The sequence below is a fragment of the Pseudorhizobium xiangyangii genome, assembly GCF_020531965.1.
Lineage (GTDB): Bacteria > Pseudomonadota > Alphaproteobacteria > Rhizobiales > Rhizobiaceae > Neorhizobium > Neorhizobium xiangyangii.
This window is the reverse complement of the sequence record NZ_JAJAWH010000014.1, coordinates 1-18,737: the sequence shown is the minus strand read 5'-3', so window position 1 is coordinate 18,737 and position 18,737 is coordinate 1. Positions and strand designations below refer to the sequence as shown.

19 protein-coding genes are annotated in these 18,737 nt (G+C 59.6%); 17 read left to right on the top strand and 2 right to left on the bottom strand.

All coding sequences use genetic code 11. The annotated features are described in order from the left end of the window. Positions 1–2: 2 nt before the first annotated feature. Positions 3–1,664 carry a sulfatase-like hydrolase/transferase gene (locus LH464_RS14025; protein WP_226787021.1) on the top strand — a complete coding sequence of 554 codons (1,662 nt, stop codon included), beginning with the start codon at positions 3–5 and terminating at the stop codon, positions 1,662–1,664. Between the two features lie 131 nt (positions 1,665–1,795). Here LH464_RS14025 and LH464_RS14020 read toward each other — a convergent pair whose 3' ends face one another. Beyond that, entirely contained in the window at positions 1,796–2,809 is a 1,014-nt protein-coding gene (locus LH464_RS14020) for a Gfo/Idh/MocA family protein (RefSeq protein ID WP_226787020.1), read from the bottom strand. Between the two features lie 147 nt (positions 2,810–2,956). Here LH464_RS14020 and uxaC point away from each other — a divergent pair, with 147 nt between their 5' ends. From uxaC to LH464_RS13985, 7 genes are all read left to right on the top strand, one after another. Beyond that, on the top strand, positions 2,957–4,366 hold the full coding sequence (uxaC, locus tag LH464_RS14015) for a glucuronate isomerase (protein ID WP_226787019.1): 1,410 nt from the start codon (positions 2,957–2,959) through the stop codon (positions 4,364–4,366). A 37-nt stretch (positions 4,367–4,403) separates the two neighbouring features. After that, the gene (locus tag LH464_RS14010; RefSeq protein WP_226787018.1) at positions 4,404–5,381 is read left to right on the top strand and encodes a TRAP transporter substrate-binding protein; all 978 of its coding nucleotides are present in this window, start codon (positions 4,404–4,406) and stop codon (positions 5,379–5,381) included. Positions 5,382–5,484: 103 nt separating this feature from the next. After that, entirely contained in the window at positions 5,485–6,036 is a 552-nt protein-coding gene (locus LH464_RS14005) for a TRAP transporter small permease (RefSeq protein ID WP_226787132.1), read from the top strand. Positions 6,037–6,038: 2 nt separating this feature from the next. Beyond that, the gene (locus LH464_RS14000) at positions 6,039–7,319 is read left to right on the top strand and encodes a TRAP transporter large permease (protein ID WP_226787017.1); all 1,281 of its coding nucleotides are present in this window, start codon (positions 6,039–6,041) and stop codon (positions 7,317–7,319) included. A gap of 8 nt (positions 7,320–7,327) precedes the next feature. After that, a complete protein-coding gene (locus LH464_RS13995) occupies positions 7,328–8,098 on the top strand; it encodes a FadR/GntR family transcriptional regulator (RefSeq protein ID WP_226787016.1) in 771 nt (256 codons plus the stop codon). Positions 8,099–8,132: 34 nt separating this feature from the next. Continuing rightward, positions 8,133–8,981 (top strand): 5-dehydro-4-deoxy-D-glucuronate isomerase, encoded by an 849-nt coding sequence (kduI, locus tag LH464_RS13990; RefSeq protein WP_226787015.1) that lies wholly within the window; start codon positions 8,133–8,135, stop codon positions 8,979–8,981. A 49-nt stretch (positions 8,982–9,030) separates the two neighbouring features. Then, positions 9,031–9,369: a cupin domain-containing protein gene (locus LH464_RS13985; RefSeq protein WP_226787014.1), complete on the top strand. Its 339-nt coding sequence runs from the start codon at positions 9,031–9,033 to the stop codon at positions 9,367–9,369. Positions 9,370–9,385: 16 nt separating this feature from the next. Here the strand turns inward: LH464_RS13985 and LH464_RS13980 are convergent, their stop codons facing one another. Continuing rightward, the gene (locus LH464_RS13980; RefSeq protein ID WP_226787013.1) at positions 9,386–9,784 is read right to left on the bottom strand and encodes a DUF4112 domain-containing protein; all 399 of its coding nucleotides are present in this window, start codon (positions 9,782–9,784) and stop codon (positions 9,386–9,388) included. Positions 9,785–9,923: 139 nt separating this feature from the next. On the opposite strand from LH464_RS13980, the gene LH464_RS13975 reads away from it, so the two are divergent. The 9 genes from LH464_RS13975 (at position 9,924) to LH464_RS13935 (ending at position 18,706) form a co-directional block, all read left to right on the top strand. Then, positions 9,924–10,112 carry a hypothetical protein gene (locus LH464_RS13975; RefSeq protein WP_226787012.1) on the top strand — a complete coding sequence of 63 codons (189 nt, stop codon included), beginning with the start codon at positions 9,924–9,926 and terminating at the stop codon, positions 10,110–10,112. A 99-nt stretch (positions 10,113–10,211) separates the two neighbouring features. After that, positions 10,212–10,982 (top strand): DeoR/GlpR family DNA-binding transcription regulator, encoded by a 771-nt coding sequence (locus tag LH464_RS13970; protein ID WP_226787011.1) that lies wholly within the window; start codon positions 10,212–10,214, stop codon positions 10,980–10,982. A 104-nt stretch (positions 10,983–11,086) separates the two neighbouring features. Continuing rightward, positions 11,087–12,601, top strand: coding sequence for a glycerol-3-phosphate dehydrogenase (gene glpD / locus LH464_RS13965; protein ID WP_226787010.1), 1,515 nt, complete (start codon positions 11,087–11,089; stop codon positions 12,599–12,601). Positions 12,602–12,642: 41 nt separating this feature from the next. Continuing rightward, positions 12,643–13,722, top strand: coding sequence for an ABC transporter ATP-binding protein (locus LH464_RS13960; RefSeq protein WP_226787009.1), 1,080 nt, complete (start codon positions 12,643–12,645; stop codon positions 13,720–13,722). Positions 13,723–13,725: 3 nt separating this feature from the next. Further along, positions 13,726–14,796, top strand: a complete 1,071-nt coding sequence (locus LH464_RS13955; protein WP_226787008.1) for an ABC transporter ATP-binding protein — start codon at positions 13,726–13,728, stop codon at positions 14,794–14,796. Between the two features lie 2 nt (positions 14,797–14,798). Continuing rightward, positions 14,799–15,665 carry a carbohydrate ABC transporter permease gene (locus LH464_RS13950; RefSeq protein WP_226787007.1) on the top strand — a complete coding sequence of 289 codons (867 nt, stop codon included), beginning with the start codon at positions 14,799–14,801 and terminating at the stop codon, positions 15,663–15,665. Positions 15,666–15,674: 9 nt separating this feature from the next. Continuing rightward, positions 15,675–16,490, top strand: a complete 816-nt coding sequence (locus LH464_RS13945) for a carbohydrate ABC transporter permease (RefSeq protein WP_226787006.1) — start codon at positions 15,675–15,677, stop codon at positions 16,488–16,490. Beyond that, positions 16,490–16,909: a DUF2160 domain-containing protein gene (locus LH464_RS13940; RefSeq protein ID WP_226787005.1), complete on the top strand. Its 420-nt coding sequence runs from the start codon at positions 16,490–16,492 to the stop codon at positions 16,907–16,909. The genes LH464_RS13945 and LH464_RS13940 overlap by 1 nt, the downstream gene beginning before the upstream one ends. A 72-nt stretch (positions 16,910–16,981) precedes the next feature. Further along, entirely contained in the window at positions 16,982–18,706 is a 1,725-nt protein-coding gene (locus tag LH464_RS13935) for an ABC transporter substrate-binding protein (protein WP_226787004.1), read from the top strand. Positions 18,707–18,737 lie beyond the last annotated feature (31 nt).

The window sequence follows — 18,737 nt, the reverse complement described above, 5'->3', positions numbered from 1 at the left end:
GAATGAGCGATGACAGACTTCCATATCGCACCTGGCGGGCTCCTCGGCGCCGAGCGGTCAAAAGCACCTTAGGCAACGCGGGCAGTTGCTGGCTGGGGATCACCGTCACGCTGGTTCTTGGATCAGCCATTCTCGCTCTACCTGGCAATGCTGCCGACATCGGCTCCCTCTCCGGCCTCACATTCCCGTTGGAAATTCTAGGAGTGTCACTCGCTGCCTGCCTGCTGCCATCACGCGTGTTTCCAATCTTCCGTATCGCAGTAACGGTCCTTCTGGCGCTGATCCTGTTCTTGAAGCTGGCCGATATCGGCACCGGCCTCGCATTCCAGCGACCGTTCAACCCTTACCTCGATCTCAAGATCCTCATGGATGGATGGAACCTGCTGAGCGGTTCGATCGGCCGGGTCGAGGCAGCAGCAGTGGTTGCTTCAACTCTCGCTATCTGGCTGCTCATCGCCGTCAGCCTGTACCGTTCCCTTGCCAGTTTTAGAAAGCTACCTTCCGCGGTCTCAAACGTTCTGGCTGTCACAATGTCGATCGGCTTGCTCGCAGGTGCAAGCATCTCGAGCATGGGCGGGTTGCGGCTTCCGGTCTCCGCCGACATGGCACCCTATCTTGCAAACCGCGCATCGATGATTCGCCAGTCGGTAGCCGACCTCACCGCCTTCGAGCAGGAAATACGGTCCGATCCATTGCGTGACCTCCCCGTCGATGGTCGTTTCTCGAGCCTGAACGGAAAAGATGTCGTTGTGATCTTCATCGAGTCCTACGGCCGCAGCGCCGTGGAGCACGCCAACTACGCCGATCGAGTTCGGGCGCGGTTGCAGGAGATGGAACGCAGCATCTCCTCGGTTGGTCTGGAGGCACGCAGCGGCTGGTTGACCTCCCCGACCGTAGCCGGTCTCAGCTGGCTTGCGCACGGCGCTCTGCTGTCGGGGCTTTGGACGGACAACCAGGGGCGTTACGACCGGATGGTCGCCAGCCAGCGCCCAACTCTCAACGCCCTGTTTAGGGACGCCGGCTGGCATACGAGCGCGGTCATGCCGGCCATCACCATGGATTGGCCGGCGAGCAACTATTTCGGCTATGACACTGTCCGGGACGCCGCTGGCTTGGGCTACCGAGGCAAACCCTTCAATTGGGTGACCATGCCGGACCAGTATACGCTCGCGGCCTTCGAGCGATTGGATCGTCCACCGGGGCACCCTCCAATCATGGCCGAGATTGCATTGATCTCAAGTCATGCCCCGTGGACCCCCGTTCCCACTCTGGTCGATTGGGAGAGTGTCGGCGATGGACGGATTTTCGATTCACAGACAGAATCCGGCGACCCGCCCTCCGTCGTCTGGTCGGATCCCGCACGCGTGCGAGGCCAGTATCTGGCTTCCATCGACCACGTCCTGGAAATGCTGGCCTCCTACATCCCGCGACACAGCAGCAACACGCTTTTCATCGTGCTCGGCGACCATCAACCCGCCGCCATCGTCACAGGTGAAGGCGCCTCTCGAGACGTGCCTATGCACATCATTGGGCCGCCAGCACTTCTGGACCAGATCTCGGACTGGGGGTGGAGCAGTGGAATGATCCCTTCCACAGAACTGCCCCCGCTGCGCATGGACCTGTTCCGCGAGAAGTTCGTTCGATCATTCAGCGACTTCGAGTGAGTTGCGCTGGAGCCAATCGACTTCCGTACCGTTCAAGGAGCGAAGTCGATGGTGTATCCGATATCCTTTCTGGAGTTGGGCTCCATGTCAGTCGCTTCTCCTTGCCATCTAAAACCTTGTGTCGACTGGTCCTAGAACGCCTCGCGGCGTCCTCTATCGGCGGACAACAGCAGAGCTTCGATCAGGCTATGCACCTTGAGCGCCTCGCGCCCGCTGACTTTCGGCTCCCTGTCCTGCCCGACTGCGTCAAGGAAGTCCTGAAGCACTGCACGGTGATGCATGTGGGAAAACGCCATGGGATCCGAGCCCGCGCCCCCACCGACCTCCCCGTCATCGAGTTGAATGTCAGCCCCATCATGGAACTTCGCGATGAGAGTGGCACCCTCGATCCTTGCCATACCCTTCGTCCCGATCAGTTCGATCGCGTCGGGTATGCCGGGATAAGCACAGGTCGTCGCGCTGACGCTGCCGATGGCCCCATTTTCGAACCGAACCGCTCCGGCCACCAGATCTTCGGTCTCCATCTGATGGACGGGCGTCGTGACGGCGTACGCCATCGCCTCCACCGGCGTGCCGGCAAGCGAAATGAGCAGATCGAGCGTGTGAATGCCCTGCGTCAGCAACACGCCCCCGCCGTCCCTTGCCTTCGTACCGCGGCCAGGCTGATCATAGTAACTCTGCGGGCGCCAGTTGGAGAGCCGGGCGGACGCCGAAACGATCTGGCCAAGCCGTCCATCCGATACGATCTGAGACAGGGCGACACTGATCGGCCGAAAACGGTGCTGCAGGACCACGCCCAGCTTGACCCCGCCATTTTCTGCTGCCTCGACCAAGGCACGCGCCTTGCCGAGCGAAGTCTCCAGCGGCTTTTCAAGAAGAACGTGTTTGCCGGATGCAGCAGCGCGCTGCACCAGTTCGAGGTGACTGTTCGGCGGCGTCAGTATGAGAACGGCACCGATAGACGGATCATGGAAGATCTCATCGATGTCGCCGGTGATCGGCATGCTCCACCGGCGCGCAAACGCTTCACGCCTCTCCAACGTAGGGCTGAAGGCTGCAGCAACTTCGACGCTATCCCGAAGATCCATTAGACTTTGGGCGTGGGGCGCTGCCGCCATTCCAAGCCCGACCACCGCTATCCGCATGTTTTTCCTCCTCTTCCCGCAACATGCCTACTCGACGTTGAAGCGGCTCGCAATATTCATCATACAAGATGGGAATTTTTGTATGTTGACATACAGGCGATCGGTGATTTAGCCATTACGACGCCGAAGGGAGGAGCGGCGTCCAGCATGAATTCACTTGTGCATCCTGATGTCCTGTTTCCAGCGGAAAACAGCGTTCGGTCGATAGCCCGCGCCCTATACCAGACTGTTTCGGACCTGCCGATCATCAGCCCCCATGGCCATACCGACCCAAGATGGTATGCGTTGGATGAGCCGTTTCCCGATCCTGCCCAGTTACTGATCGTCCCGGACCATTACATCTTCCGCATGCTTTTCAGTCAAGGCATCCGCCTGGAGGGCCTCGGCGTTCGCCGGCTCGATGGGTCGCCGGTTGAAGCCGATGGTCGCCGCATCTGGAAGATCTTCGCGGAAAACTATCACCTGTTCCGCGCCACCCCGACACGGCTGTGGATGGACTACGTTCTGTCGTCCCTGTTCGGGATCACGGAGCCGCTCGACGCAAAAACCGCAGACAGCACCTATGATCGCATCGCGGAAAAGCTGCGCCTGCCGGAATATCGCCCGCGCGCGCTCTTCAAGCGGTTCAATATCGAGGTCATCGCCACCACTGAAGGCGCCCTGGACGATCTGCGCTGGCACAAGATGATCTGCGAAAGCGGTTGGGACGGGCGCGTGGTGACAGCCTATCGCCCCGATGCGGTAGTCGATCCCGATTTCGAAGGCTTTTCGGCAAATATCGACCAGCTTGGCGACATCACGGGAGAAAACACCGGTTCATGGACAGGATATCTCGCCGCTCACCGAAAGCGCCGGGAATATTTCAAGTCGTACGGGGCCACTTCCTCCGATCATGGACATCCCACCGCGGATACGGCGAACCTTTCAGCCTCCGAAGCTGCTGCATTGTTCGACCGCGTAAGAAGCGGCAAGTCTGACGCAGACGACCACCGGACCTTCCGCGGTCAGATGCTGACAGAAATGGCTAAGATGAGCCTGGACGACGGACTCGTCCTTCAGATCCATCCCGGCTCCCGGCGCAACCATTCCCCGACCACGCTCGCCCGTCATGGCCGCGACATGGGCTTCGATATCCCCGGCCGGACCGACTACGTCAGCGCGCTGAAGCCGCTGCTCGATGCGGTTGGGCTGGAACGCGACCTGACGGTCGTTCTCTTCACGCTGGATGAAACGTCCTATGCGCGTGAACTGGCGCCTCTAGCGGGTGTCTATCCAGCTCTTAAACTCGGCCCGGCATGGTGGTTCCACGACAGCCCCGAGGGCATGCGGCGCTTTCGCGAAATGACCACGGAGACAGCCGGCTTCTACAACACGGTCGGCTTCAACGACGACACGCGCGCTTTTCCGTCGATACCGGCGCGCCATGATATCGCACGGCGGGTGGATTGCGCCTTTCTGGCGCGACTGGTTGCCGAACACAGGCTCAGGGAAGAGGAGGCCTTCGACCTGGCCAGGGAGCTTGCCTATACGCTCGCAAAGAAAGCGTATCGGCTTTGAGTGGCGCAAATGCGCCGATGCAAACGGGAGGAGAACCATGTTGCATTTTGGGAAGTTCGCTGCAGCCTTCACGGTCGCAGCATCGCTGATGGCAGGAACAGCCGCGGCACAGACGATGCTGCGGTCCTCGGACACACATCCGGACGGGTACCCAACGGTCGAGGGGGTGAAGTATTTCGGTGAGCTGGTCAAGGAGCGGACTGAAGGCCGCTACTCGGTCGAAGTCTATCATTCGGCACAGCTTGGCCAGGAATCCGACACACTCGAGCAGGTCCGCACCGGGGTCATCGATCTCAACCGGACCTCGATGGGTCCGTGGAACGGATTGATTCCGGAAACCACCATTCCGTCGCTGCCCTACATCTTCCGGTCCGTCGAGCATGCCCGCAAGGTCATGAATGGTCCGATCGGGGATGAAATTCTCGCCGCATTCGAGCCGCACGGGGTCGTCGCCCTCGCGTTCTACGATGGTGGTGCCCGATCGTTCTACAATTCGAAAAAGCCTATCGAGTCCGTCGAGGACCTGAAGGGCATGAAGTTCCGCGTCATGCAGTCCGACATCTTCGTTGACATGGTCGCCGCACTTGGCGCCAGCGCAACCCCGATGCCTTACGGCGAGGTCTACACCGGCATCGAAACCGGCGTTATCGATGGCGCGGAAAACAACTTCCCGAGCTACGACACCGCCAAGCACGCCGAAGTTGCCAAATACTTCTCACTCGACGAACACCTGATCGTTCCGGAAGTACTGGTGATGTCCAAACTGACCTGGGATCGCCTGTCGCCGGAAGACCAGGAAATCGTGAGGAAAGCAGCGAAGGATAGCGTCGAGAAGCAGTGGGAACTGTGGGATGCACAGGTGGCGAAGTCGCGTGGGATCGTCGAGGCTGCCGGCTCGACCATCACGCAGCCGGACAAGCAGGCGTTCATCGACGCCATGAAGCCGGTCTACGACAAGCATGTCACGGATCCGAAGCTGCAGGACCTCGTGAAGCGCATCCAGGAGACGCAGTAAACGTGAGCTGGGGGCGGGCTTGCCCGTCCCCTTTCCAACTCCCGGACCGGATACCAAGGAAACAGAAATGGCAGAGGCGAAGAACCTCCGCGATACACCTTCGATGGCTGGAAAGCCAAAGGCCGAAGGTTTCGCACGCGTGCTCACGACAATATGCAACTGGGCGCTCTACATCGCGGGCACGGGCCTTGTCCTCATGACCTGCATTGTCATGTGGCAAGTCTTCGTCCGCTTTGTCCTCAACTGGACGAACACATGGACCGAGATTACCGCCGTCATGCTGATGAGCTGGTTCATTTTCCTGGGCGCGGCAGTCGGCGTTCGCGAAAACTATCATCTTGGATTTGACGTCCTTCTCTATGCCCTGCCGCCTGGCGGCAAGAAGTATCTCAGGACCATCTCGGACCTCGTCGTTCTGGCGTTCGCCATCGGCATGATTGTGTACGGCATACAGCTGGTAAAGCTGCAGTGGCCGGCGCGCATGCCTGCACTTGGTATCCCGGAAGGCATCCGCTACCTGCCGTTGGCCGGCGGCGGCGTTCTCATCACTCTGTTTGCGCTCGAACGGCTGGTGCTACGCCTGAAGGGCTACGACGTGGACAGCGAGGTTGCCGATGAAGTGACCGAGGCTCTGCAGGCGGCGAAGGAAGCATAATTATGGCTATGTGGATTCTTTTTGGCACATTTACTCTGTTGATGCTGATCGGCACGCCGATCGCATTCTGCCTCGGCGTGGCAAGCTTCTTGACGGTTCTCTACATGGGACTGCCGCCCATGGTGGTCTTCCAGCAGATGAATTCGGGGATGAGCGTATTCACGCTTCTGGCGGTCCCGTTCTTTATCTTCGCCGGAGACCTCATGGTTCGCGGGGGCATAGCGCAACGGATCGTCGCATTCGCAGGTTCGCTGATCGGGCATGTGCGCGGCGGTCTCGGCCAAGTCAACATCGCTGCCTCCACCTTGTTCGGCGGCATTTCAGGCTCGGCGGTAGCAGAAGCGGCAGCGGTCGGCGGACTGATGATCCCGCAGATGAAGGCGCGCGGCTACGGTGCGGACTACGCCGTGAACGTGACCTCCATGGCGGCGCTGATCGCGCTTCTCCTGCCGCCTTCGCACAACATGATCATCTATTCGATCGCAGCCGGCGGCAAGATTTCCATCGCCGACCTCTTCACGGCGGGCATCATTCCGGGCCTTCTGTTCGCAGCCTCCCTGATGGTCACGGCCTATTTCGTTGCCCGCTCGCGCGGTTATCCCACTGAGGTCTTTCCGGGTTTCAGGCGCGTTGGATACTTCTTCCTCAACTCGTTCCCCGGCCTGATGCTGATTGTCATCATCTTCGGGGGCGTTCGCTCCGGCATTTTCACTGCCACGGAAAGCTCGTGTATCGCAGTCTTCTACGCTTTTCTCGTGACCTTGTTCGTCTACCGGTCGCTGAGCTGGGAAAACTTCGTCCACTCGACCCTCGGCGCCGTGCGCACCACCGCGATGGTGCTGCTGATCATCGGAACGGCAGCCTCTTTCTCGTGGCTGATGGCTTACATGCGGATCCCCGCGCAGCTGATCACCCTGCTGAACCAGATCTCGCAGGATCCGATAATGATCCTCCTGCTTCTGAACGTCCTGATGCTCCTGCTTGGCACGTTCATGGACATGGGGCCGATGATCATCATCTGCACGCCGATCTTCCTGCCTGTGGTCGCCGCCTATGGCGTTGATCCCGTCCACTTCGGCGTCATCCTCATCCTCAATCTTGGCATCGGACTGAACACCCCGCCGGTCGGAGCCGTGCAGTTCGTCGCGTGCGCAGTCGGCAAGATTACCGTCTGGGAGGCGATGCGCTCGATCTGGCCCTTCTACCTGGCCAGTATTGTCGTGCTCGGGCTTGTCACGTATGTGCCGGCGCTATCGCTCTGGTTGCCAGGCGTGTTCAAGTAGGGGAAGTCATGCCCGCAGATACCAATGCCTCGATGAAGGTCGAACGGAAGCCGAAGCTTTCCGAGCACGTGGCGGCAACGTTGAAAAGCCAGATCCTCTCGGGCGACCTTCGCCCGGGGGACAAGCTGCCGACCGAAAACCAGATGACCGGGGCGTTTGGTGTCAGCAGGACCGTTGTTCGAGAGGCGGTGGCCAGCCTGGGCGCAGATCGGCTGGTTGAATCCCGCCAGGGTGCGGGAGTGTTCGTCTGCGATCGTCCCGCCATGGCGTTTTCGTCGATCACCCAGGAGATAGGGCTCAAGATATCTCACGCGCTCAATGTGATCGAAGTTCGCATGGGCCTGGAGATTGAAAGTGCAGGGCTTGCCGCGGAGCGTCGCAACACCGCCCAGCAGGCAGCCATCCAGGAAGCATTCTTCGAGTTCGACCGGCTGCTTTCTGAGGGGGAAGCGACCGGCCGCAGCGACTTCATGTTTCATCGCACCATTGCCGAAGCAACCAACAATCCCTTCTATGTCGAGGTGCTGGATGCACTCGGCATGCGCGCCATCCCTTGCGACATCACCTCCCCCTGGGGCACCGACAGCCTGCTCACTCGCGAGTACCAGGTGATGCTTCAGGCGGAACATCTGGCCATTCTGAAGGCAATTTCCGCGGGCGACGCAGACGCCGCGCGCGCCGCCATGCGGGCGCATCTGACGGAAAGCCAGCAACGTTACCGCGAACGCCTGAACGATCAGCGGGCGGAGTATCGCTTCGGCTCGACCGCAGTCCGTTAACTGCCCTTCCATCACAATAACAAATGAGGACGCCATGACTTCCAACCATACCGACTACTCCATCCGCCAGGCCTTCGATCCGGCAACGGGAGCGCGTATGGGCAGCGGCGAATTGCGGGAAAACTTCCACATTGGCGACCTGTTCATTCCCGGTCGCATCAATCTCACCTACACGCACTACGACCGTATGATCGTGGGCGGTGCGACGCCTGCCGGACAACCTCTCGCGCTGGAGGCGATCAAGCCCACGGGAACTTCAAATTTCCTGGACCGGCGTGAACTGATTGCTGTCAACATTGGCGGAAGCGGCACGATCGAGGTGGATGGCGAGCGTCACGCGCTCGAAAGCCGGGACATGCTGTATGTCGGCATGGGAAGCAGTGTCACCTTCTCCTCCAACGACGCCGGATCGCCTGCAAAATTCTACCTGCTGAGCGCGCCAGCCCACCAGAAGTATCCGACGAGGCTAATCCGTATCGGAGATGCAAAGCGGCTGGACCTCGGCAGCCAGGAGACCTCCAACGAACGGTCGATTTTCCAGTTCATTCATGCCGAAGGCGTCAAGACCTGCCAGTTGGTGGTCGGCATGACGCAGCTTGCGCCGGGATCGGTCTGGAACACGATGCCATGCCACGTTCATGATCGGCGCATGGAGGCCTATCTCTACTTCGACCTGTCGGAGACAGCGCGGGTGTTTCATTTCATGGGCGAACCGACCGAGACCCGTCACATCGTCATGGCAAATGAAGAGGCCGTCGTTTCACCACCCTGGTCGATCCACTCCGGCTGCGGCACCGCGAACTACGCGTTTATCTGGGCGATGGCGGGCGACAACGTGGACTATACCGACGTCGACGCCGTTCCGATGGGAACACTGCGCTAACACCTGCTGCGGCGGAGTCCCCGCCGCACTTCACCAAGCGAGACACTGGATGACCGACACAAAGATTTTCTGCAGACAGGCCGAAGGCGACTGGACCGATCTCGGTGGCGGCAACCGCCGCCGCGTGCTGCTGTACACCGACGAACTGATGATGGTGGAGTTTGCATTCGAAAAGGGAGGAATCGGCGCCCTCCACTCACATCCGCATGTGCAGGCGAGCTATGTTGCCGAAGGCCGCTTCGAGGTTACCGTCGGCGACCTGACGGAGGTTCTTGTAGCTGGTGACAGCTTCATCGCCCCGTCAAACGTCGTCCACGGCGTGAAAGCGCTGGAGGAAGGCCGTCTGGTCGACAGCTTCACACCACACCGTGCAGATTTCCTGAGCTGATCCCGGCCAAGCGCGCTCACGAGCGTCGGTTCGGATCGACGAGATCGGCCGGGTCCACAGCGAAATGATCGAGGATAATGCCGACATTCCGCTTGTGCGATTTGAAATAGACGTCGAAGGCGTCGCCAAGCAATGGCACGCTTCCGACGGCTGTATCCACACCGACATTGGCCAGCATCTTGGCGAGCTTGTTTGGCGGAAGGCCCATTTTTCGGCCCTCATTGATGATCGCCAGACCGACGATCGCTCCACTGAGGTCCCCGACCACCGGTAGAAGCCCCATCAGGGAGTCAGCGCCGAAACGAATGTTCGTGCCGGGAACACGCAAGGCGGTATCAAGCAGACGCGCGACATTGTTCAAGCGGCGCAACCGCCGCAGCAGGTCCAGTCTTTCTGCGTTATGCCCAACATTCATTGCCACAAAGCCTCCGTCTCTATTTCGGCCAGATCATCACCAGCCATGGAAAATGGGTGGATCACCTTCGGGTTCCGTCACCTGCGGAACAACGGATCAGCCGGCGAGTTGGATTGATATCCAATGCGTGGAGGAAACCATGGGCATCGAACAGGCACCCACCGAGAAGGGCAAGGAAGCTGCCCGAGGGTTGAAGAAGAGCAGCAAGCAGGAAGAGCGCCGGGTAGAAGCACAGAAGGGTTCGGACCTGGCGAAAGGAGCCGACCGCTTCGAGGAACGCTCAAGAAGCTCCGACGGCCAGAGCGCAGGTGATAAGCAGCGGGACTAAACGGGCGACATGAATGTTCGTTTTGGCCGAGACTGGCTTTCGTTTTGAAATTCAGCCATGATGTGGTCTTTCGTTCCAGAATAAAACGAAAGACCACATATGTTTCTGACCGCCCGCCAATCGGACATCATCGAGCTCGCCAAGCTGCATGGACGCGTTCTGGTAGACGATTTGGCAGGCCGCTTCAGCGTCTCACCCCAAACGATCCGCAAGGATCTCAACGACCTTTGCGATCGGCAGTTGCTCAACCGCATCCATGGCGGCGCGACCTTCCCCAGCGGCACGGAGAACATGCAGTACGAGGCGCGTCGGCAGATCGCTGCACAGGAAAAGCAGGCGATCGGTCTTGCCGCAGCCGAACTTATCCCCAACAACGCCTCGCTATTCATCAATATCGGCACGACCACAGAAGCAGTCGGCGAAGCATTGACGGATCATCAGGAACTGATGGTCATCACCAACAACATCAATGTTGCCAATCGGTTGCGACTTCTTTCGGCAATTGAGGTCATTATCGCCGGCGGTGTCGTACGCGCCTCTGATGGCGGCATCGTCGGAGAAGCGGCCGTCGATTTCATCCGCCAGTTCAAGGTGGATTTTGCCGTGATTGGCGCCTCCGCCATCGACGCGGATGGCGCTCTTCTCGATTTCGATTTCCGCGAAGTGAAGGTGGCCCAGGCGATCATCGCCAATGCGCGGCATGTCATCCTGGTCGCGGATTCCACCAAGTTCGAGCGGACCGCACCGGTTCGGATCGCGCAGATGACCCAGGTGCACACCTTCATCACCGATAGCTGCCCTTTCCCCTCTCTCCGTCGGGTATGCACCGATAACAACGTGGCGCTGATCGAGACCAATCCGTCGGCATAAACGACGCATTCAGGTTTCGTTTGACATTCACCTAGACTTCAGATGAACTGCATGAGGTTTCGCAATCCCTCTGCGTGATCCACACCCGAAATAGCGAGGTGCATGTGACAGAGCCGGAATTCGACATTTTCGTGATTGGCGGCGGCATCAATGGATGCGGTATTGCCCGCGATGCGGTCGGCCGCGGCTACAGGGTTGCGCTCGCCGAGATGAACGACTTCGGCTCCGGCACTTCGTCCGGCTCGACCAAGCTTATCCATGGCGGCCTGCGCTATCTCGAGCACTACGAGTTCCGATTGGTTCGAGAAGCGCTCATGGAGCGTGAAGTGCTGTGGGCCATGGCACCGCATATCATATGGCCCATGCGCTTCGTCCTGCCTTTCCAGAAGGGCGGCGTGCGACCGGCTTGGCTGATCCGCCTGGGGTTGTTCTTGTATGACCACCTGGGCGGTCGAAAGCTGCTGCCCGCGACAAAGACCCTCGACATGCGCCGCGACCCCGCAGGCAAGCCACTCAAGCCGCTCTTTTCGAAAGCCTTCGAGTATTCGGACGGGTGGGTGGACGATGCAAGGCTCGTGGTTCTCAATGCCCGGGACGCTTCCGATCGCGGCGCGCTGATCCTTGCCCGGACGAAAGTCATGTCCTGCAGGCGAGAAAGAGGCCGCTGGACGGTGGAGGTTGAGGACCAGCGCACCGGTGCAAGGCGGACATTCACGGCAAAGATGCTCGTCAATGCGTCCGGCCCATGGGTGGATCAGGTGCTCGCCAGCACCATGGGGCAAAACGCCAATCGCCAGGTAAGGCTGGTGCAGGGCAGCCATATCGTCGTGAAGAAGAAATTCGAGGGCACCCGCGCCTACTTCTTCCAGAACCCGGATAACCGGATCATTTTCGCCATTCCCTACGAACAGGATTACACGCTGATCGGCACCACCGACAGGGACTTCGAGGGCGATCCGAAGAACGCAAGCATCAGTCCGGAAGAGATCGACTACCTGTGTTCGGCCGCAAGCGAATACTTCGCCGAACCGGTATCGTCGCAGGATATCGTCTGGACCTATTCGGCCGTCCGTCCGCTCTATGACGACGGCGCATCGAAAGCCCAGGAAGCGACCCGGGACTATGTCCTGAAGGTAGATGCGACAGACGCCACCCCTCTCCTGAACGTCTTCGGCGGAAAGCTGACGACCTATCGCCGTCTCGCCGAGCACGCCCTGGAAAAGATCGCCGAGGAAATCGGCGGCAAGGGCTCCACATGGACAGCGACCAGCCGGCTACCGGGTGGTGATTTCGACGTCAACGGATACCAGGAACAGGTTGCCAAGCTGATGGCGGCACATCCGTTTTTGGGTGCGGCACACGCACAAAGGCTCGTCCGCGCCTATGGCACGGCGGCATTCGAAATGCTGCGCGGAGCGCAGTCACAAAACGACCTCGGACGATATTTCGGAGGCGATCTCTACGGGCGTGAAGTAGACTGGCTGATGGTCCACGAGTGGGCGCACCAGGCAGAAGACGTAATCTGGCGTAGGACCAAGCAAGGGCTGCGCCTTTCGGCAGATGAAGTGCATGTCTTGGAGGAATACATGGCTGCATTACCCGCGAGATCCGTCGGGTAGCAGCATGTGGTCCCCGTGGGTGAGGAGGCCCGGGACCCGGAATGCTGGAATTACGCAATGCCGAGAAGGTGGTGACGGGGGAGTATCATATCCATCCGACCAGCCTCACACTTGAACGCGGAACCTTGAACGTCCTGCTGGGGCCAACGCTCTCCGGCAAGACGTCGCTCATGCGGCTGATGGCGGGGCTGGACAAGCCGACCGCCGGCTCGATCCATTTCGACGGCAAGGATGTAACCGGGGTCCGCGTACAGGATCGCCAGGTCGCAATGGTGTACCAGCAGTTCATCAACTATCCGGCCATGAGCGTCTATGAAAACATCGCTTCGCCCTTGCGCATCGCCCGCCAGAACAAGGCGACGATCGATCGCGCGGTGCGAAAGGCAGCTGATCTCCTGAAGCTGACGCCTTATCTGGATCGCACGCCGCTCAACCTGTCGGGAGGTCAGCAGCAACGCACCGCGCTCGCCCGCGCGCTCGTCAAGAATGCGAGCCTGGTCCTGCTCGACGAGCCGCTGGCCAACCTCGATTACAAACTCCGCGAGGAGTTGCGGCTGGAGCTTCCGAAAATCTTTGCAGAATCCGGCGCAATCTTCGTCTACGCCACGACCGAACCGACCGAGGCACTGCTTTTGGGGGGCAATACGGCAACGTTGAGCGAAGGCCGGATCACCCAGTTCGGACAAACGATCGACGTCTATCGTAAGCCTCGCGACCTCTTGACGGCGGAAACATTCGCCGATCCGCCCCTCAACACGATAGAGGTCGTCAAGACCGGCGGTGATTTCCAGGTGGCGGGACAGAGCGCCATACCCGTTCCGTCGCATCTGGCATCGATCTCCGATGGACCTGTCACCATCGCCTTTCAGCCACACCACTTGTCCTTCCGGTCTTCGGTGGCAACGGCGGCCTCCATGCCGGTCCGCACGCTGATTTCGGAAATTGGCGGATCGGAAAGCTTCGTGCATGTGGATTTCCTGGGAACGCGCTGGGTGATGCTGGAGCACGGCGTGCACGAGATCGAGCCCGATCGGGATATCTCCATCTTTCTGGATACGAGACACTTGATGGCTTTCGGCACGGACGGGCGTTCGCTCGTCATTCCCATGGCGGGAGCATAGGCGATGGCGCGCATCACTCTGGATCATATCCGCCACGCCTACGGGCCGAAGCCTTCTTCCGAGAAGGACTATGCGCTGAAGGAAGTACACCACGAATGGGAGCATGGCGGCGCTTATGCCCTGCTCGGTCCTTCCGGCTGCGGAAAGACGACGCTGCTCAACATCATCTCCGGCCTTCTCACCCCCTCGGAAGGCAAGATCCTCTTCGACGGTGCGGATGTGACGGGCCGGTCGACAGAAGAACGCAACATCGCGCAGGTTTTCCAGTTCCCGGTCATCTACGACACCATGACAGTTTACCAGAACCTGGCATTCCCCCTTCGCAACCGCAAGGTTCCGGAAGCTGATGTGGACAGCCGCGTTCGTGAGATCCTGGAAATGATCGATCTGTCGGATTGGGCAAACCGCAAAGCCCGCGGTCTGACGGCCGACCAGAAGCAGAAGATCTCGCTTGGTCGCGGCCTCGTTCGAAAGGATGTCAACGCGATCCTCTTCGATGAACCTTTGACCGTCATCGATCCGCATATGAAGTGGGTTCTGCGCTCGCAGCTCAAGCGGTTGCACCGGCAGTTCGGCTTCACCATGGTCTACGTGACGCACGATCAGACTGAAGCGCTGACATTCGCCGACAAGGTCGTTGTGATGTATGAGGGCGAAATCGTCCAGATCGGTACGCCGGTAGAGCTGTTCGAACGTCCGCGCCACACATTCGTCGGCTATTTTATCGGCTCTCCTGGGATGAATTTCCTCCCGGCCAAGCTTGCAGGTGCAACCGTCACCGTGGGCCGGCACAAGATCCCGCTCGAGCGCGCGCCAACCGTTGCAGCCAACGCGAAGGTCGAGTTCGGCATCCGCCCGGAATTCGTCCGGCTTGGCCGAGAAGGCTTTCCGATACAGGTGCTGAAGGTAGAGGATGTGGGGCGCCAGAAGATCGTTCGCACCAATTTCGAAGGTCACCTGCTCACCGCCATCGTCTCGGAGGACGCCGAAATTCCTGCCGAGCCCCACGTCACTTTCAAACAATCCGCAATCAACATTTACGCCGATTCCTGGCGCGCCGAGACGGAGGGCTGAGGGTGGAAAAGACTTGGAACAACAAGGCCTGGTTCCTCGTGCTGCCGGTCGTCGTTCTGGTCGCCTTCTCGGCGGTCATACCGCTGATGACGGTCGTCAACTATTCGGTGCAGGACACCTTCGGAAACAATGAATTCTTCTGGGCCGGGACCGACTGGTTCAGCGAGATGCTGCAGTCCGACCGTTTCTGGGATGCACTCTTCCGCAACCTCATCTTCTCATTCACCGTCCTGGCGATACAGATCCCGCTCGGCATCTTCATCGCGCTCAACATGCCCAAGCACGGCATCGGCGTTCCCGTATGCCTGGTGCTGATGGCGCTACCCCTGCTCATTCCATGGAATGTGGTCGGCACCATCTGGCAGGTCTTCGGCCGCGTCGATATCGGCTTTCTCGGTCACTACCTGCGCGTCCTGGGTGTCGACTACAACTACACGCAGGATCCGATCGATGCCTGGGCGACAGTCATCATCATGGACGTCTGGCACTGGACGAGTCTTGTCGTGCTGCTCTGCTATGCCGGTCTCGTCTCCATTCCGGATGCCTACTATCAGGCAGCCAAGATAGACGGCGCATCGCGCTGGTCCGTCTTCCGCTACATCCAGTTGCCGAAGATGAAACGCGTGCTTCTGATCGCCGTTCTGCTGCGTTTCATGGACAGTTTCATGATCTATACGGAGCCGTTCGTCGTTACCGGCGGCGGTCCCGGCAACTCTACGACATTCCTGTCCATCGACCTCGTGAAAATGGCGATCGGCCAGTTCGACCTGGGCCCGGCAGCCGCAATGTCGATCATCTACTTCCTGATCATCCTTCTGCTGTCATGGATCTTCTATACGGTCATGACCAGCCACGACGCGCAGAGTTGAGGGGCGACCATGAGCACACATATCAAGCCGCGCTGGTCCTGGATCGTTCCGACGATTTACATCGTCTTCCTGCTCCTGCCGATCTACTGGCTCGTGAACATGAGCTTCAAGAACAATTCCGAAATCCTCGGCGCCTTCTCGCTCTGGCCGCAAAACCCGACGGTTCGGAACTATATGGTGATCTTCACCGATCCGTCCTGGTACAACGGCTATATCAACTCGATCATCTACGTGGTGATGAACACGGCGATCTCGGTCACGGTGGCGCTGCCGGCGGCCTACGCTTTCTCGCGCTACCGGTTCCTCGGCGACAAGCACCTGTTCTTCTGGCTGCTAACCAATCGCATGGCGCCGCCCGCGGTCTTCGCCCTGCCCTTCTTCCAGCTCTACTCCGCCTTCGGCCTGATCGACACTCACATCGCGGTCGCCATCGCGCACTGCCTGTTCAATGTGCCACTGGCGGTCTGGATCCTCGAAGGCTTCATGTCCGGCGTACCGAAGGAGATCGATGAGACCGCCTATATCGACGGCTACTCCTTCCCGCGGTTCTTCGTGAAGATCTTCATGCCGCTCATCGCATCCGGAATCGGTGTCGCCGCGTTCTTCTGCTTCATGTTCTCATGGGTCGAACTGCTCATCGCCCGCACATTGACAACCACTGCAGCGAAGCCGATTGCCGCGACGATGACGCGCACGGTCTCCGCATCCGGTCTCGATTGGGGGGTGCTGGCAGCCGCCGGAGTGCTGACCATCATTCCGGGCGCACTCGTGATATATTTCGTTCGAAACTACATCGCCAAGGGCTTTGCCCTGGGGAGGGTATGATGGCCGTCAAAACCGAGCGGACGAGCCGCTGGCCCATTGCACTTGCTGCCGTCCTTATCGTCTACGGCCTTGCAACCGTGGCCCTGGCCATGTCGCTGCCGGTCGAAGACGGCGAGCGCGACTGGTTCGCACCCTTGTTGCCCGGCGGATGGATGGCCTGGTCTTTCCCGAGCGCCGTGTTCTTTCTCACCATCTTTACCCTGCTGGCCCTGATGGCCGTTTGGGAATATGCGCGGCCCGGCGGGCATCCCCGCGTTGGAATTCTACGCTTCGAGACGACCCGTGGAGATCGGCTCTTCATCTCGCTGCTCGGGTCAGCGTTCATCAATCTCGCATGGTTGGGCCTTGTCGGCCCCAACCTGTGGTGGGCTCTTGCCCTCAGTGTCCTCTACGCAATCATTGTGTTCAGGACGGTCTGACGGCAGGTGAATACGGCGTCCTGACAAACGGACGCCTTCTATGAAATGCAATCGCAACCTTGGGAGGATGATATGCGACGGCATCTAATGACAACAACGGCAGCCGTGCTGCTGGCCATGACAGGTACCGCTTTTGCCGGGATGGAGGAGGCAAAGAAGTTCCTGGATGCGGAGGTCGGCGACATGTCGAGCCTCGACCGGGCCAGCCAGGAAAAGGAGATGCAATGGTTCATCGATGCCGCGAAGCCTTTCGCGGGCATGGATATCAAGGTCGTTTCCGAAACCATCACGACCCATGAGTATGAATCGAAGGTGCTTGCGCCGGCGTTTACCGCCATCACCGGCATCAAGATCTCCCATGACCTAATCGGCGAAGGCGACGTGGTCGAGAAGCTGCAGACACAGATGCAGTCGGGAGAGAACGTCTACGACGCCTATGTCAACGACAGCGACCTGATCGGCACGCATTGGCGCTACCAGCAGGCACGCTCTCTGACCGACTGGATGGCTAACGAAGGCAAGGACGTCACCAATCCGGACCTCGATCTGGAAGATTTCATCGGCCTGAAATTCACCACCTCTCCGGACGGCAACCTCTACCAGCTGCCCGACCAGCAATTCGCCAATCTTTACTGGTTCCGCTACGATTGGTTCAACGACGACAAGAACAAGGCAGACTTCAAGGAGAAGTATGGCTACGACCTCGGCGTACCGGTCAACTGGTCCGCTTACGAGGACATCGCCGAATTCTTCACCGGCCGCGACGTGGACGGCAAGAAGGTCTACGGCCACATGGACTACGGCAAGAAGGACCCGTCGCTAGGCTGGCGGTTCACCGACGCCTGGCTTTCCATGGCAGGTAACGGCGACAAGGGTCTGCCAAATGGTGTTCCGGTTGACGAATGGGGCATCAAGGTCGACGAGAACTCGCGGCCGGTCGGCTCATGCGTTGCACGCGGCGGCGACACCAACGGCCCTGCAGCCGTCTACTCTATCCAGAAGTATCTGGACTGGATGAAGGCGTATGCACCGGCTGCCGCACAGGGGATGACGTTCTCCGAATCCGGCCCCGTTCCGGCCCAGGGTGAAATCGCCCAGCAGATGTTCATGTACACGGCCTTCACCGCGGACATGGTCAAGGAAGGGCTGCCGGTCATGAACGAGGACGGCACGCCGAAATGGCGCTTCGCTCCGAGCCCGCATGGCGTCTACTGGAAGGACGGCATGAAGCTCGGCTATCAGGACGTGGGCTCCTGGACGCTGCTGAAATCGACGCCGGACGATCGTGCCAAGGCGGCATGGCTTTACGCCCAGTTCGTCACATCCAAGACGGTGGACGTCAAGAAGAGCCATGTCGGACTGACACTCATCCGCGAAAGCTCGATCCAGCATGAGAGCTTTACGGAGCGGGCTCCGAAACTCGGCGGCCTGATCGAGTTCTATCGCTCGCCGGCTCGCGTGCAGTGGTCGCCGACAGGCACCAACGTTCCGGACTATCCGAAGCTTGCCCAGCTTTGGTGGCAGGCAATCGGTGATGCGTCTTCCGGGGCGAAGACCCCGCAGGAAGCCATGGACTCGCTATGCGCCGAGCAGGAAAAGGTCATGCAACGTCTTGAGCGCGCCGGCGTCCAGGGCGACATCGGTCCGAAACTCGCAGAGGAGCACGACCTCGAATACTGGAACAAGGACGCGGTCGCCAAGGGCAACCTTGCCCCGCAGCTGAAGATCGAGAACGAGAAGGAAAAGCCGATCACCGTCAACTACGACGAGCTGGTCAAGAGCTGGCAGTCCAAGTGATAGCTGAGGGGGCCGGAAGATATCTTCCGGC

Bases quoted from the DNA above. Each gene is read 5' to 3' on its own strand.
- LH464_RS14025 (WP_226787021.1), top strand. From the start codon at position 3: ATGAGCGATGACAGACTTCCATATCGCACCTGGCGGGCTCCTCGGCGC.
- LH464_RS14020 (WP_226787020.1), bottom strand. From the start codon at position 2,809: ATGCGGATAGCGGTGGTCGGGCTTGGAATGGCGGCAGCGCCCCACGCC.
- uxaC (WP_226787019.1), top strand. From the start codon at position 2,957: ATGAATTCACTTGTGCATCCTGATGTCCTGTTTCCAGCGGAAAACAGC.
- LH464_RS14010 (WP_226787018.1), top strand. From the start codon at position 4,404: ATGTTGCATTTTGGGAAGTTCGCTGCAGCCTTCACGGTCGCAGCATCG.
- LH464_RS14005 (WP_226787132.1), top strand. From the start codon at position 5,485: ATGGCTGGAAAGCCAAAGGCCGAAGGTTTCGCACGCGTGCTCACGACA.
- LH464_RS14000 (WP_226787017.1), top strand. From the start codon at position 6,039: ATGGCTATGTGGATTCTTTTTGGCACATTTACTCTGTTGATGCTGATC.
- LH464_RS13995 (WP_226787016.1), top strand. From the start codon at position 7,328: ATGCCCGCAGATACCAATGCCTCGATGAAGGTCGAACGGAAGCCGAAG.
- kduI (WP_226787015.1), top strand. From the start codon at position 8,133: ATGACTTCCAACCATACCGACTACTCCATCCGCCAGGCCTTCGATCCG.
- LH464_RS13985 (WP_226787014.1), top strand. From the start codon at position 9,031: ATGACCGACACAAAGATTTTCTGCAGACAGGCCGAAGGCGACTGGACC.
- LH464_RS13980 (WP_226787013.1), bottom strand. From the start codon at position 9,784: ATGAATGTTGGGCATAACGCAGAAAGACTGGACCTGCTGCGGCGGTTG.
- LH464_RS13975 (WP_226787012.1), top strand. From the start codon at position 9,924: ATGGGCATCGAACAGGCACCCACCGAGAAGGGCAAGGAAGCTGCCCGA.
- LH464_RS13970 (WP_226787011.1), top strand. From the start codon at position 10,212: ATGTTTCTGACCGCCCGCCAATCGGACATCATCGAGCTCGCCAAGCTG.
- LH464_RS13960 (WP_226787009.1), top strand. From the start codon at position 12,643: ATGCTGGAATTACGCAATGCCGAGAAGGTGGTGACGGGGGAGTATCAT.
- LH464_RS13955 (WP_226787008.1), top strand. From the start codon at position 13,726: ATGGCGCGCATCACTCTGGATCATATCCGCCACGCCTACGGGCCGAAG.
- LH464_RS13945 (WP_226787006.1), top strand. From the start codon at position 15,675: ATGAGCACACATATCAAGCCGCGCTGGTCCTGGATCGTTCCGACGATT.
- LH464_RS13940 (WP_226787005.1), top strand. From the start codon at position 16,490: ATGGCCGTCAAAACCGAGCGGACGAGCCGCTGGCCCATTGCACTTGCT.
- LH464_RS13935 (WP_226787004.1), top strand. From the start codon at position 16,982: ATGCGACGGCATCTAATGACAACAACGGCAGCCGTGCTGCTGGCCATG.